Origin of the sequence: Exiguobacterium aurantiacum DSM 6208, from assembly GCF_000702585.1 — a bacterium.
Taxonomy (GTDB): Bacteria; Bacillota; Bacilli; order Exiguobacteriales; family Exiguobacteriaceae; genus Exiguobacterium; species Exiguobacterium aurantiacum.
This window is the reverse complement of record NZ_JNIQ01000001.1, coordinates 25,001-38,739: the sequence shown is the minus strand read 5'-3', so window position 1 is coordinate 38,739 and position 13,739 is coordinate 25,001. Positions and strand designations below refer to the sequence as shown.

Annotated in this window: 10 protein-coding genes, 1 pseudogene and 2 riboswitches (1 of these 13 cut by a window edge); of the genes and pseudogenes, 7 read left to right on the top strand and 4 right to left on the bottom strand. The window is 49.8% G+C overall.

Going from position 1 to position 13,739, the window contains the following annotated elements; genetic code table 11:
- Nucleotides 1-12 precede the first annotated feature (12 nt).
- Nucleotides 13-690: a hypothetical protein gene (locus P398_RS0100185; protein ID WP_029333675.1), complete on the bottom strand. Its 678-nt coding sequence runs from the start codon at nt 688-690 to the stop codon at nt 13-15.
- A gap of 264 nt (nt 691-954) precedes the next feature.
- On the opposite strand from P398_RS0100185, the gene P398_RS0100180 reads away from it, so the two are divergent.
- Nucleotides 955-2,214 (top strand): tetratricopeptide repeat protein, encoded by a 1,260-nt coding sequence (locus P398_RS0100180; RefSeq protein WP_029333674.1) that lies wholly within the window; start codon nt 955-957, stop codon nt 2,212-2,214.
- 38 nt (nt 2,215-2,252) lie between these two features.
- On the opposite strand, the pseudogene P398_RS15960 reads toward P398_RS0100180, so the two are convergent.
- The 3 genes and pseudogenes from P398_RS15960 to P398_RS0100165 all read right to left on the bottom strand — a co-directional run bounded on the left by P398_RS15960 (nt 2,253) and on the right by P398_RS0100165 (nt 5,683).
- A pseudogene (locus tag P398_RS15960) lies at nt 2,253-3,181 on the bottom strand (IS30 family transposase).
- Nucleotides 3,182-3,323: 142 nt separating this feature from the next.
- The gene (locus P398_RS0100170; RefSeq protein WP_147287419.1) at nt 3,324-3,650 is read right to left on the bottom strand and encodes a hypothetical protein; all 327 of its coding nucleotides are present in this window, start codon (nt 3,648-3,650) and stop codon (nt 3,324-3,326) included.
- Nucleotides 3,651-3,844: 194 nt separating this feature from the next.
- Nucleotides 3,845-5,683, bottom strand: coding sequence for an ATP-binding protein (locus tag P398_RS0100165; protein ID WP_029333673.1), 1,839 nt, complete (start codon nt 5,681-5,683; stop codon nt 3,845-3,847).
- A 263-nt stretch (nt 5,684-5,946) separates the two neighbouring features.
- Between P398_RS0100165 and P398_RS0100160 the strand changes: the two genes are divergently transcribed.
- From P398_RS0100160 to P398_RS0100135, 6 genes are all read left to right on the top strand, one after another.
- Nucleotides 5,947-6,552, top strand: coding sequence for a flavin reductase family protein (locus P398_RS0100160; protein WP_024371975.1), 606 nt, complete (start codon nt 5,947-5,949; stop codon nt 6,550-6,552).
- A gap of 174 nt (nt 6,553-6,726) precedes the next feature.
- Nucleotides 6,727-7,680: an AAA family ATPase gene (locus tag P398_RS0100155; RefSeq protein WP_024372554.1), complete on the top strand. Its 954-nt coding sequence runs from the start codon at nt 6,727-6,729 to the stop codon at nt 7,678-7,680.
- Nucleotides 7,677-8,744, top strand: a complete 1,068-nt coding sequence (locus tag P398_RS0100150) for a DUF58 domain-containing protein (RefSeq protein ID WP_029333672.1) — start codon at nt 7,677-7,679, stop codon at nt 8,742-8,744. The genes P398_RS0100155 and P398_RS0100150 overlap by 4 nt, the downstream gene beginning before the upstream one ends.
- Entirely contained in the window at nt 8,741-10,834 is a 2,094-nt protein-coding gene (locus P398_RS0100145; RefSeq protein ID WP_029333671.1) for a transglutaminase domain-containing protein, read from the top strand. Before P398_RS0100150 ends, P398_RS0100145 begins: the two co-directional genes overlap by 4 nt.
- A gap of 41 nt (nt 10,835-10,875) precedes the next feature.
- Nucleotides 10,876-10,975: riboswitch (purine riboswitch) on the top strand.
- Nucleotides 10,976-11,074: 99 nt separating this feature from the next.
- On the top strand, nt 11,075-12,610 hold the full coding sequence (gene guaA / locus P398_RS0100140) for a glutamine-hydrolyzing GMP synthase (RefSeq protein WP_029333670.1): 1,536 nt from the start codon (nt 11,075-11,077) through the stop codon (nt 12,608-12,610).
- 130 nt (nt 12,611-12,740) lie between these two features.
- Nucleotides 12,741-12,842: riboswitch (purine riboswitch) on the top strand.
- A gap of 86 nt (nt 12,843-12,928) precedes the next feature.
- Nucleotides 12,929-13,739: the 5' portion of an NCS2 family permease gene (locus P398_RS0100135; protein ID WP_034798727.1), read on the top strand. Its footprint extends 548 nt past the window's final position; only the first 811 of its 1,359 coding nucleotides appear in the window; its start codon is at nt 12,929-12,931; its stop codon lies beyond the right edge, outside the window.

The following is a 13,739-nucleotide window of genomic DNA, read 5'->3' as shown; positions in this document are numbered from 1 at the left end:
GTGTGAGAATACTCAGAAGTCAGATAGTGGGGAATCTAATAAAGCGTAAATCGATTCGGATTGTTGTTCAACCCGTGATTCAAGATTGCCCACATACTGTTGAGGCATGTTCGGTTCAAACAAAGTCACTTTGCCTGAATCTTCTGTTGTTGCAGAAGATAGGATTGGAACATGCGCCTCTTGACTGAGTAACGTGCTGCAAAGAGGAGAAAATTTGTTTTCGAACTGTTGAAGTGGTTCAGGATGCCAACAAATTGACGCTTCAGGTAAAATATACAAGATATGTCCTTCTTTTAAAAGTTTTATGCATTGGTCGATGACATATTTTTGATCTTGTTCGATGTTGATGTATCCAAACTCTTGGAAATGTTTCTCGTAGACGGTTTTCGAACTGCGCTTTAGAATAGAGAGAGATAGTTCAGGACCGAGAACGTATAACTTTTTATAAGAACGATTCTCTTTTAGCATTCTTGTGATGAGCCTAGGTAACGATTGATAGTAATCAATTTGAAACGCATTAAGTATGAACCCCTTAGAGGAATTCAACAATTGGGTTAAATGCCCCAAACCTTCAAACTGTTTTCGATCAGTAGGCGAATATAAAGCCTTAAATGTTTGATCTTGTTTCGAATGAAAATAAATTTTTGGTTTGATGTAATCTTCTGCAAGAAGAAAGTTTAATTTACCCATTTGATGTATTCACCTCCATGAATATGATTCCCTTTGGAAAAATGTATTTGAATCATTTTACCTATTAAAGTTTTTATATATTCTTTGATTAGTTAAATCTTATCATGTCTTTAGTGACCATCGAACTGCTGTTGGTTGGGAAAATAGGGACTGCAAACGACTAAAAAAATAGGTTTTTTTAAGTTATTTTCCTAAAAATCATTAAAAAAAAGAAAAATAGACAAAAAAAACATTCAAAATAGGACGAAGGAGCTACTACTTGATATGGAATATAACTATGGAAATCTTATTAAAGTAGAGCGGATGCGGAAAAACATGAAACAATCTGTACTAGCAAGAGGAATATGTTCTATTTCTTATTTAAGTAAGATAGAGAATAATCAAACTTCCCCTAGTGAAGAAGTACTTGAGTTAATTTTCGAAAGGCTTGAGTTAGATGTTCCGCTATATTTTGATTTAAGTGAACAAGTTCAAAAAATCAAAACAGAAATTAGAGATATTTTAAAAGAAGCAATCCTATCTAGACGGGATCAAAACAAAAATGAGAAAGTGGAAAAATATATCACCAACCCTGTGGTTAAGCAATCTAAAGACCTCTATATAACCTTAATGATGACGTTGGCTCGTTTTGGAGTAATGCCGGGGGGGGATTTAAAATATTTAACAGAAATAGGTTGGATTGAAGATCAACTCGATTCAGAGAATAGACTAAGATATATACTGTTGAGGTGTATTAGTCTTTTCCAAACTGCAGATCGAGAAGAAGCTTTAAATATACTCGAGACATTAAATAAAGAGTTGCCTCACTCACATATTCCTGATTGGGAAATGGCAGATATGCGATATATTATGGGAGGTTTATACTACAAGTCTACGGATTATTTGCAAGCTATCGAAAATGTTAGAATTGCCCTTGTTTATTTTCAGGAGCATTTTCATGTCGAAAGGATTATTGAGTGTCATTTAATCATCGGATTATCATTTAAACGACGTAAAAGATACACGGATGCCTTAGCACATTACGAAAAAGCTACAAAAGTTGCAAGTGCCACTGATTTAAAAAATTATAATGGCATGCTTTATAATAATATGGGAGATATTTATTTTCTGATAGGAGATCAGGAAAGAGCTCTTAAATATTTTTTAGAAAGCTTCGAATATAAAGTAGATGTAAAAAGTAAATTATATAGTGTGATGTCTCTTATTGAGGTTAATGCAGAAAGAAAAAACACAGAAGGTGTAGTAGAGTGGCTAAGTAAAGGTTATGAACTAATGGCTGAAAGAGAAGATTTACAAGAATTTGATTTTCACTTTGATATCTACGTAAATGGTTATCGAGATTTTAATCAACAAGGTCTGTTAAATAGTTTGAAAAAAGCAGTTCAATATTTTGAAGCATATGATGAGTTTTACACCAACAAGTATGCATTATGGTTAGCCCGTGAACTTCGAGAAAACGGCAAATACAAACTCGCTACAGAGTATTTTGAAAAATCAATTGCGATTATGTCACGTTGGGACTGACGCCTCTCCATGAGGCGTTTTTTTGCGCAGACGGTTTGTCAAATTAAGCGCAACACTTCCTCCGTGAAGGCCTCGTGTGCGGTCTTCCAGCCGAGACATTTCCTCGGCCGCCCGTTGATCTTGGCGAGCGCGTCCACGATCTCTCCTTGGCCGACCGTCGCGATCCTTTCGGGAAGAACTCGCGCAGGAGGCCGTTGGCGTTCTCGTTGCTGCCGCGCTGCCACGACGAGTACGGGTCGGCGAAATACATCGGCACGCCGAGTGTCGCCCGGACTCGCTCGTGACAGCTGAACTCCTTGCCCCGGTCCGTCGTCGCCGTCTTGAACGTGCCCGCTGGGAAGGCGGCGTGGACCGTGTGGATTGCCTCCTCCATCGAGGCCGCGCTGCGGTCCGCGATCGGCAGGGCGAGGTAGAACCGGCTCTTTCGCTCGATGAACGTCGCGACGCACGCCCTCGACTTCCCACGCCCGGAGACGACCGTATCGAGCTCCCAATGCCCGAACGTCTGGCGCCCCCTGACCTCCGGAGGCCGTTTCGAGATGGACAGCCCGATGTTGAACCGCCCGCGTGTCTCCACCGGTTTCCGGCGCTTGCCCTTCTGGCGGAGCACGGTCACCGGCACGTCGATCAGCCCCGAATAGATCCAGCGATAGATGGTCGAGAAGGCGATCTCCCCGTCGAAGAGCCGACCCACGATCTGTTCCGGGGACCAGGTCGCCCGCAGCTTCTCGATGATCGTCCGGCGCATCATGTCGTCGAGCTTCGTCTTGGCGCCGCAGTTTCCCTTCGCCTTGGCGTAGCGCTCCTGTGCGCGTTCGGCCGTATAGCCGGGGTTCCGTCTGATCTCCCGCGAGACGGTCGAGGGCTGTCGCCCGAGCCGTCTCGCGATGGACCGTACGGACATCCCGAGCCCCAGATAGGTCTCTATTTTCACGCGTTCGGCTGTGGTAAGATGGGTGTAGCTCATAGCGATTCCTCCGTGTGAATGTTTGTGTGGTAACTTCATTCTACACGAGGCCGTCGCTATGGGCTTTTTTGCGTTCACGTTCAGGTGTTGCACTTAATTTTATAATTCATCCGCACAAAAAAAGAGACGCCCGAATCGTCTCTCAAGGTGTGGTGAAGTAGTGGACCGTCCAATAGGGCTCGTTTTGGAGCGCTTCAATCTCAACGTGGCCATTTTGTACTTGTTGAAGGAGGTGGATGATATGTTTCTGCAAGTTTGAATCGTGGGAGCCGCTATGAAGAATCCCATCCTCGCTCGCGATGATATAAAAGCCACCGAGCCGAAGGGGGATATGGTTACGGACCGTCGTCACAGCTTTTTGAAGCTCGGCTTGTCCGCCTTGCAGTGGGACCGTCACGTCAAAACGTCCCCATTGTTTAAAATCACCTAGTTCTGAAAATGTCGGTGGGTCGCGATGATCCAACTTCATGACCTCCAATCGTGTCGTTCTCTTCCTGTTTAGTATAGCTGTTTTTCTCGTGTCGGCGTAGGACAATAATCTCATAGGTCGCGCCGAGTTGACACTTCGTAGGCTAGTGTTTGTCTTTTTCTAGATTATGTCAAAACAATCCTTCTAAAAAGCAAAATTGGTTGAAAAAACACGGCCGGGAACCCCGGCCGTGCTCATTGATGGACGACTTCTTTTGAAGTTGGCAATTCACAGATGAATGTGCTGCCTTCGCCGTACACAGATTCCACATGCAAATGCCCTTCATGGGCTTTTGCGATTTCTTTACAGATGGCGAGCCCGAGCCCGGTACCGCCGATTTTTCGTCTGTCCGAATTGTCGACGCGATAAAACTTGCCGAACAAGTTTGGAAGGGCGGAAGAAGGAATCCCGATTCCGTTGTCGCGGACTTTCATGACGACTTGGTCTTCGAGCCGTTCAAGCGATACGAGCACGTTGCCACCGTCCGGTGAATACTTCACAGCGTTACTAAGCAAGTTGCCGAGCAACTGTCGCATGCCTTCAAGGTCTGCTTCAATCGTGAAGTCTTGCGTCGAATCGGCATCGAGGTGGATGTGATGATGATCCGTCGTCTCTTGATAGAACGTGATGCTATCGCGGGCGAGTTCATACAAATCAACCTGTTCCCATTCGAACGTCTGCTTCCCGGCCTCCATCTTCTGTAGGTCGAGGAAGTCGCTGACGAGGAACGACAAACGCTTCGCTTCATCGTGAATTGTTTTCAAATAAAGCTCACGACGACTTTCTTTCAAATCACGTTCGAGCATTAGTTCCGTGAATCCGTAAATCGAGGATAGTGGTGTCCGCAATTCGTGTGATACGGTCGATACGAGCTCGGACTTCATCCGGTCGATTTCGGTTTCGGCCGTCACGTCACGCAAGACGAGCATCGTGCCATGTAACTTCCCGTCTCGGTAGATGCTTTCGGCATACACTTGAATGAAGCAATCCCCTTGATCCAGTGAGATGAACAGCCCATCTTCAGGCGGTTTGCGGTCGAAGACGTGCTCGACGTAACGGATGAACTGTTCGCGTTGGTCGACCCGTTCGGCGAGTTGCTCCACATCGATCTCAACGTCAGCGAGTTTTTCGTAGCCACAGTAATTGAATGGAAGATCGTTGAACATACGAATGAAAGCGCGGTTGCCGACAATGGACTCTTCTTCATAGTTCAAATAAAGAATCGCTTCTCGCACCGAGTTGATCAATTGTGCCGTCTCTTTACGGTCTTGTTGCATTTGACGGTATAGCTGCATCCGTAATAATGAAATGGCGAGCTGGCTCGCGAAAGCGTTCAACTCTGACTTCTCGCTTGCGTCGAACTGTTCATCGTAACGGGCGAGATACAAGCATCCGATCATCTGGTCATCGGATGGGTCCATGATGGGGATAACCGTTTCATATATATAATACGGAAACTCATGCAAATTTTCGGCCACTTTTTTAGAGCTCGCGGCCGGCAACTTTGAAATCATGACGCGCTTCAATAGGAGTGACTTCGTCTTCAAGCTCTCTTGTTGTTCCTCGGTCATCTCTTTCGGGACGACCGAGCTGATTTCCCCATCTTTGATGAGAAGGAGCGCACCGAATTCAGCTTCCGTGAGCAGCGCAATTTTTTCAATGACCGATGAGTAATCAAATAGTGACTCTTTCGAGGCCAATACTTCGATCAACTCGTTCCGATATTGGAGTTTCGTCTCATTCTGTTTCGACGCTTCGAGCACGTGCTCCAACTCATCGTGCTTCGCCCGCATGTTCTCGTTCTGTGCGGCCATCCGCTTGATGAGGGGACGCCCTATCAATAAAATGGCGCTAATAAACATGACTAACCCGATCATCCAAATCCAGCGGAGTGTCGACAGCTCACTCGACGAGACCAACCCGTCCCGAACGAACCAAGCGCCGATCGCTGTCAAGACGAGGCTCATTGCGCAAACACCGTAAAGGATACCGAGGATTTGACGACTGTTCAATTGTTCAACCCACTTGCCCATAATACGCTCTACTTCCTTCCTTATCCCAAAAACCATCTCCAAACTATTCATCTTAATACTCGAAATCATACAAAAGGTTTCCTTCAATGAAAACCGAACTGCTCATCGGATGCGCATTCCACATTTCTTTCTTTAAAATTCGCATATCTAGAGCGATATACCCCGTATTTTAAAAAGCTACACATTCCGATGTGCTTTCGTTTGACAGAAACGAGGGACGAGGACTAGCGTAAAGATGAGAAAACTAGAAATGAGGTGCTATTATGCTTTCCATCGATCCACTTGCTTTGACCGAACGAGATACGTATAAATTCTTGATCGGCAGTGTCATTCCACGACCGATCGCCTTCGTCACGACTCGAAATGGCGAGATTGTGAATGCGGCCCCGTTTAGCTATTTCAATATCGTCGCCTCACATCCCCCGCTCGTTTCCGTCTCGGTTCAACGAAAGAACGGCGTGATGAAAGACACGGCGCGCAATGCTGTCGCGACGGAAGAGCTCGTCATCCATATCGTCGATGAATCGAACGTCACGCTCGTCAATGAAACGGCGGCGTCGCTCGGGCCGGACGAAAGTGAGCTGAAACGCACGACGTTCACACTCGCTCAAAGCGACGTGATTCAAACGCCGGGTGTGAATGAAGCGAAAATCCGGATGGAATGCGTCTTGCACCATCACGTCCCGATTGAGCATGAAGGGGTCGTCACGGCCGATTTATTGATTGCCCGCGTTGTCCGTTTTCACATCGAGCCACAACTTTACCAAGCCGGCCGAATTGATGCGGGGCAACTGGCGCCAGTTAGTCGGCTCGCGGGAAATTTCTATGCCAAGCTCGGCGAGAGGTTTGAAATCGAACGACCAAAGTAAAAATAGTTATGCGTCCGCCAGATTACGAGGCAGGGCGCCTTTTTTCGGGTAAAGAAGGAATAGCCCATTCACGTGGTGTATTTCTTTCAATCGGTCGTATGAATGTGTCACAATAAAGTCAGAACATTCAATTATATTACTGTAGCGAACAAGAGAAAAAAAGGGGAGTCGGCCATGTCCTATCGTCCAGCTGTTCAATCTATTATTCATGCCATCGAGACGGTGATCGTCGGGAAAGAAGACGTCATCGCCAAAAGTTTGACCGCGTTACTTGCGGGCGGACACGTGTTGTTAGAAGATGTACCGGGCGTCGGGAAAACGATGCTCGTCCGTACGTTCAGTCGCGCCATCGACCTCGAATTCAAACGTGTCCAGTTCACGCCGGACATGTTGCCTTCCGATTTGACGGGTATCTCGATGTATAACCAGAAGACGAAAGAGTTTGAATACCGACCGGGCCCGCTCATGGGCAATATCGTGTTAGCGGATGAAATCAATCGGACGTCCCCGAAAACTCAGTCGGCGTTGCTTGAAGCGATGGCGGAACGAAGCGTGACGGTTGACGGCGAAGTGAAGATTTTACCGTCTCCGTTCTTCGTCATGGCGACACAAAATCCGATTGAGCACGAAGGGACGTATCCGCTCCCTGAAGCACAACTTGACCGTTTCCTACTGAAAATTGAGATGGGGTATCCATCATTTAATGAAGAAGTGGCGCTTTTGACACGTTTTGAGAATGCAGAGCCTCTCGAAACGCTACAGAGCGTCGTGACGAAGCAGGAAGTCGAACTGATGCAACGCGAGGTGAAACAAGTCCACGTCTCAAGCGCTGTCAAACAGTATATCGTCCGCTTGATCCATGAGACGCGCAAAGATGCGAACACGTATCTCGGTGGCAGCCCGAGGGCGACACTTGCCCTTATGAAGGCTTCCCAAGCGTGGGCGTATATCCACGGCCGCGATTTCGTTTTGCCGGACGACGTCAAGGCGCTCGCGACGAGCGTGCTCGGGCATCGGATCTTGCTGACGGCAGAAGCCCGTTACAAAGGCCGGACGGCAGACCAGCTCGTGAAAGGATGGCTCGACGAACTTCCGGTTCCGATGGATCGTGAGGTCAAAGAAGTATGAAAAACTGGATGAAGCTGTTCGTTGTCTGGGCGGCGGCATTCGGGCTCTACTCGTTCGCGCGAATCGAAGGAAGTATCGTCGCTTCGACGCTTTGGTGGTCGTTCCTTGTCTTGGCCGTGTATTGGACGCTCTTCATGGTCTATCCGGTCACGGCTGCGAACGTGTCGCGCCGTGTCACGACGAAACGTCTCGTTTCCGGACAAACGATGGACGTCGAGCTTCAAATCGAGCGGAAGTATCCGTTTCTCGTTGGGGTCGTCACACTTGAAGAGACACCACCTGAAAATCTGGCTCATATGACCGAACCGATCGTCACGCCGGTCGACCGCTTTTTTCGCCGGAAAGAGACGGTCCACTATGAGATCGAACAGATCAAACGCGGCATCCACGTATTTGATCGAACGCGGTTGCACGTCCGCGACGTGTTCGGATTGTTCGACCGGATGAGAACGCTCCGTCTTGAGACGGTCGTCGAAGTATCGCCGGCCGAACTGCCTTTCGATTTGCCGCGAGATGAGCAAGTTGGGGGGAGGGGCGAACAGTATCGGCGGACACGGACGTACACGGAAGTCGCGAACACGACGAGCGGGGTGCGCGAATATGCGGCCGGCGACCGCATCGGCCGCATCGACTGGAAAGCATCGGCACGCCGCGGCAACTTGATGACGAAGACGTTCGACCAAGAACAAGAGAAAAAGCTGTCGCTCGTCTTCGTACCGTCGACCACAGCCGGACATGAAGAAGCGTTCGAACGCTCCTTGTCCCTCCTCGTCGGGGCGATTCGCCAGCTCGAGCGGAAAAACTTGCCGTTTGAACTGTATGTCATCGAAGAACAGGTCCGGCTCTTCCATTTGCCGGACCAAAGCGCCGAAGTCGGACACTACTTGTTGACAGCGACGCCGGAAGCGGAAGGGCGTCTCGTGGAACGAGTCAAACGGAACTTGCCTCAACAGTCCGGCAATCTCATCTTGATCAGCCCGTTCGAGACGAAGTGGGTACGTGAACTCATGCATGAGACGCAAGGCAACTATCATCTTTACACGGCGAACGAGGTGACGACATGATCGAGTGGGTGAAACGAATCGCGTATACGGCGCTTGCCGCCTACTTGTTATCGTTTTGGGTCGATCCGATCGTCGGCAGCACGACGTTTGATGTGACATGGCCGTTTTATTTCTTGTTGCTCGTTCCGATGTTTGCGAGTCTCTTGCCTTGGTACGGCCTGATCGGCGTCGTCGTCTTTAACTTTTTGGCCGTCTTGTACGTCTATCATGGCAGTCTGCTCGATTGGTTCGGGATTTGGCTCGAAGATTTGAGTGGTGTCTTGAGTGGGGGATTGCCGGAAGAAGCCATCTTCTTTTCGGCGATGGCGCTCATCGGTGTCTTGTTCGCCATTCTCGTCGGCCGGACGTACCCGAGCTATGGATTTGTGCTAGGGATGGTCGTCTCGACGCTTGGATTGATGGCGTACTTTGATACGTGGACACTTTATGACGGGGAAAGCCAAATCGTACTCGCGATTCTTGCCTCGTTGTTCCTATTATTCGTCACCGATTTGGCGAAACGTCCGAGCAAGTCACTCGTCCGTTACGTCAGTATCGCATTGCTCACCACGGTCATTCTTGTGTTGGCGAGTATCTCCCCGACGCTTGACGGCGATTGGTCGGACCGGATTACGACAAGTTTTCAAAATGCCGTGAATGAAGGACAATCGAGTACCGGACGTGTCGGGTACGGTGTGAATGATGAACAGCTCGGTGGACCGTTTGAACAAGACGACGGGATCGTCTTCATCGCGCGCGGTGTGCCGGCCCGGTATTGGCGCATCGAAGCAAAAGAGATTTATACCGGAAAAGGCTGGGTCGAGTCTCCGGTGCTTGATTCGGAATATAACCGGGGCCAACTTGTCGACCAAGACGTCGACACGACGCCGGAGCAAGCGCTTCTCCGGTTTGACCGCCGACAGACGTTCGTGCCGTACGGTGGCGAGTACCCGCAAGCGGCCGAGACGGAGAGCGGGACTGAGTTCCGAGTCGGAAGTATCGAAGAGACGTTCCCGAACGAGACGATCCATATCCGGCCTTCGGGGAAGATCGTGTTCGACAATGAGAACCAGGCGACCCCACGGACGATTCAGTTGCGCTACAGCGTGCCGTCATTCACGGAAGACCAGCTGAACTTGAACGAACCGGTGACGACGTTGACGGATGAAGAGCAACAGGCGTATTTGCAACTGCCAGACACTCTTCCGGAGCGGGTCCGGGACTTGGCCGCTGAGATCACGGCAGACAGTGAGACGCCTTACGAACACGCGCAAGCCGTTCAAGCCTACTTCCGCTCTGGCGACTTTGAGTACAACACGGAAGAGGTGGCGCTCCCGGAAGGCGACACGGATTACGTCGACCAATTCTTGTTCGACACACAGCTCGGTTATTGTGATAACTTCTCGACTTCGGCTGCTGTCTTGCTCCGCGCGAACGGTGTCCCGACTCGTTGGGTCAAAGGATTCACGATGGGTGATGCCCGAGGCGTGATTCAAGGACAGACAGAGCATACCGTCCGTAATCGCCACGCCCATTCATGGATTGAGTATTTCGTGGAAGGGGCGGGTTGGGTTCCGCTCGAAGCGACGATCAGCTTCTCCGAGGCGAACTTGCTTCAAATCGAGACAGAGTCCGATGCTGGTTCTGACCCGGTGTCGAACGACCCGCAATCGTCTGACGATAATGCACCGACGAACCGTCCGCAAGAAGATATTGCGATCGACGATGTCGCCACAGGAGAACTACCGGAACAAGCGCGCAACATGCCGATTTGGGGCTGGGTGCTCATCGTGGTCGGTGTCGCTGTCCTCGTCTGGAACCGCAAAGCGATCGAGCGGGCACTCATGTTGCAATGGTGGATGCGTCGCCCCCTCAGTGAGTCGAGTCTCGTCGGAATGCACCGCTATCTCGTGAAGCGGTTACGCGCGGCCGGGTTCAAAGTCGACGGCCGGACCCCGTCCGAACTGGCGAAAGAAGTCGATGCGTACTATGAAACCGAAGACATGACTCGGTTGACCCGACTGTTTGAGCAAACCATTTATGCGGATCAGCCGCCGAATTCGAAATATAAAGAATATTGGAAAATCATGATTCGCCGAATTATGAGTTGAAGTGACAAGACGCATACAGTAAGATAGACGCATTAGTTAGATAATTGAACAATGCATTCCTTCGTATATACTCGTGAATTGGCGCGAGAGTCTCTACCGGACCACCGTAATGGACCGACTATGAAGGAGCACGTTTCGTATACAAAGAATTGGGCGTGCTTCTTCTTCGGTTTGGTGAATCCGTAGGAGAGGCTCGTCCTTTTTTTGAGCAGAAGGCAGAAAGGTGGAGGTTTTGTGAAGATGGAACAAGAGATGATTTTGGTGCTCGACTTTGGAGGACAGTACAACCAGTTGATCACACGCCGAGTACGTGACCTCGGTGTATACAGTGAGCTTCATTCACACAAGATGACTGCTGCAGAAATTCGGGAGCTCGCTCCGGCCGGCATCATTTTCTCGGGCGGCCCAAACAGTGTTTATGCGGAAGGCGCTTACCGCTGTGACCCGGAAATCTTCGAGCTCGGCATTCCGATTTTCGGGATTTGTTACGGAATGCAGCTCATGACACATCACTTCGGCGGGCGTGTCGAACGTGCGGCACATCGCGAATACGGAAAAGCGACATTGTTCTCGACGCCGGAAGCGTCAGCACTCTACACAGGCCTCCCAGTAGAGCATACCGTCTGGATGAGCCACGGCGACCTCGTCATGGAAGCGCCAGAAGGATTTGTCGTTGACGGAACGAACCCGTCTTGCCCGGTAGCGTCGATTAAAAACGATGACCTTAAAATGTACGGTGTTCAATACCACCCGGAAGTCCGCCATTCGGAATACGGAAACGATATTTTGAAGAACTTCATCTATGAAGTATGTGGCGCTAAAGGGGAATGGTCGATGGAAAACTTCATCGATATCGAAGTCGAGAAGATTCGTGAGATCGTCGGGAACAAGCAAGTGCTTTGTGCCTTGTCTGGCGGTGTCGACTCATCGGTCGTCGCGGCGCTCGTTCATCGCGCGATTGGCGATCAGTTGACATGTATGTTCGTCGACCACGGTTTGCTCCGCAAAAACGAGGCGGACAGTGTCATGAAGACGTTCGCTGACGGCTTCAACATGAAAGTCATTAAAATCGACGCGCGCGACCGCTTCATGGCGAAGCTCGCAGGTGTTTCTGATCCAGAACAAAAGCGGAAAATCATCGGCAACGAGTTCATCTACGTGTTTGACGAAGAAGCGTCTAAACTTGTCGACATGGACTTCCTAGCCCAAGGAACACTGTACACGGACATTATCGAGAGTGGAACAGACACGGCGCAGACGATCAAGTCGCACCATAACGTCGGCGGCCTTCCGGAAGATATGAACTTTACGTTGATCGAGCCACTCAACACGCTCTTTAAAGATGAAGTGCGTGAACTCGGAACCGAGCTCGGTCTCCCGGATTACATCGTCTGGCGTCAGCCGTTCCCGGGTCCAGGTCTTGGGATCCGTGTCCTCGGTGAAATCACAGAAGAGAAGCTCGAAATCGTCCGTGAATCGGATGCGATTCTCCGTGAAGAAGTGAAAAAAGCCGGACTCGAACGCGATATTTGGCAATACTTCACTGTTCTCACACCAATCCGCTCAGTCGGCGTCATGGGGGATGAGCGCACGTATGACTATGCAGTCGGCGTCCGTGCCGTCACCTCGATCGACGGGATGACGTCGGATTGGGCCCGCATCCCTTGGGACGTGCTCGAAAAGATCTCGGTTCGGATCGTCAATGAAGTCAGTCACGTCAACCGGGTGCTGTACGACATCACGTCGAAGCCACCAGCGACGATCGAGTGGGAGTAATTTTAGCGTGGGAAACTGCTGCGCAATCTCAAAAGACGAACATTAAGAGTTGATAAAACGATAAAATCCGTTATTTTTGTTGACATGCACGAATGACGCTGATAAAATAAAAACGTTCTTATTATATCCGAACAATTCAAAATAATTTTGCCGTATAATGTCGGGAATATGGCCCGAGAGTCTCTACGAAATCACCTTAAATGATTTCACTACGGCGAGACATAGATGGGGACGTCTGTCCCTTTATGTTTCGCGTGGGGTCCTCGGTCATTTGCCGGGGACCTTTTCTCGTTTACGGCGAGCCAAGGAGGAAAATCAATGAGCACACAGCTCAAGCAAGAACCACAGCAACAACCAGAAGGCCGGATTGAGCGTTACTTCCAATTGAACGAACTTGGGACGAACGTGAAAACCGAGCTCGTCGCAGGATTCACAACATTCCTCGCCATGGCGTACATTTTGTTCGTTAACCCGAACATTCTCGGGGCAGCGGGTATGGACACAGGTGCCATCTTTGTCGCGACCGGCCTTGTCGCCTTAGTCGGATCTGTGATGATGGGTTTATTCGCGAACTATCCGATTGCGATCGCACCGGGAATGGGATTGAACGCATTCTTCGCATACAGTGTCGTCATCGGGATGGGCATCCCATGGCAGACGGCGCTCTCGGGTGTCCTCGTCTCAGGGCTCTTCTTCATCGTTTTGACGCTCTCAGGCATCCGTGAAACAATCGTCAATGCGATTCCCGCACCGCTCAAAATGGCGGTCGCGGCCGGTATCGGTTTCTTCATCGCTTTCATCGGACTTAAGAACGCAGGAATCGTCGTCTCAAATGAAGCGACAGTCGTCGGACTCGGTGCACTCGGCACAGGGACGACACTCTTGGCTGTGTTTGGTCTTGTTGTCACAGCGCTTTTGATGGTCCGTAACATTAAAGGTGGGATTTTCATCGGGATGCTCTTGACGGCAATCGTTGGGATGATCTTCAACCTTGTTCCGACACCGACGGCCATCTCGGATGTTGTCTCGATGCCGCCGAGCATGTCTTCGACGTTCGGCCAAGCGTTCATCAATTTTGGTGAGATCTTCACGATTCAAATGCTCGTTGTCATCTTGACGTTCTTCTTCA

Coding starts and splice junctions, on each gene's coding strand:
- P398_RS0100185 (WP_029333675.1), bottom strand. CDS start 690: ATGGGTAAATTAAACTTTCTTCTTGCAGAAGATTACATCAAACCAAAA.
- P398_RS0100180 (WP_029333674.1), top strand. CDS start 955: ATGGAATATAACTATGGAAATCTTATTAAAGTAGAGCGGATGCGGAAA.
- P398_RS0100170 (WP_147287419.1), bottom strand. CDS start 3,650: ATGAAGTTGGATCATCGCGACCCACCGACATTTTCAGAACTAGGTGAT.
- P398_RS0100165 (WP_029333673.1), bottom strand. CDS start 5,683: ATGGGCAAGTGGGTTGAACAATTGAACAGTCGTCAAATCCTCGGTATC.
- P398_RS0100160 (WP_024371975.1), top strand. CDS start 5,947: ATGCTTTCCATCGATCCACTTGCTTTGACCGAACGAGATACGTATAAA.
- P398_RS0100155 (WP_024372554.1), top strand. CDS start 6,727: ATGTCCTATCGTCCAGCTGTTCAATCTATTATTCATGCCATCGAGACG.
- P398_RS0100150 (WP_029333672.1), top strand. CDS start 7,677: ATGAAAAACTGGATGAAGCTGTTCGTTGTCTGGGCGGCGGCATTCGGG.
- P398_RS0100145 (WP_029333671.1), top strand. CDS start 8,741: ATGATCGAGTGGGTGAAACGAATCGCGTATACGGCGCTTGCCGCCTAC.
- guaA (WP_029333670.1), top strand. CDS start 11,075: ATGGAACAAGAGATGATTTTGGTGCTCGACTTTGGAGGACAGTACAAC.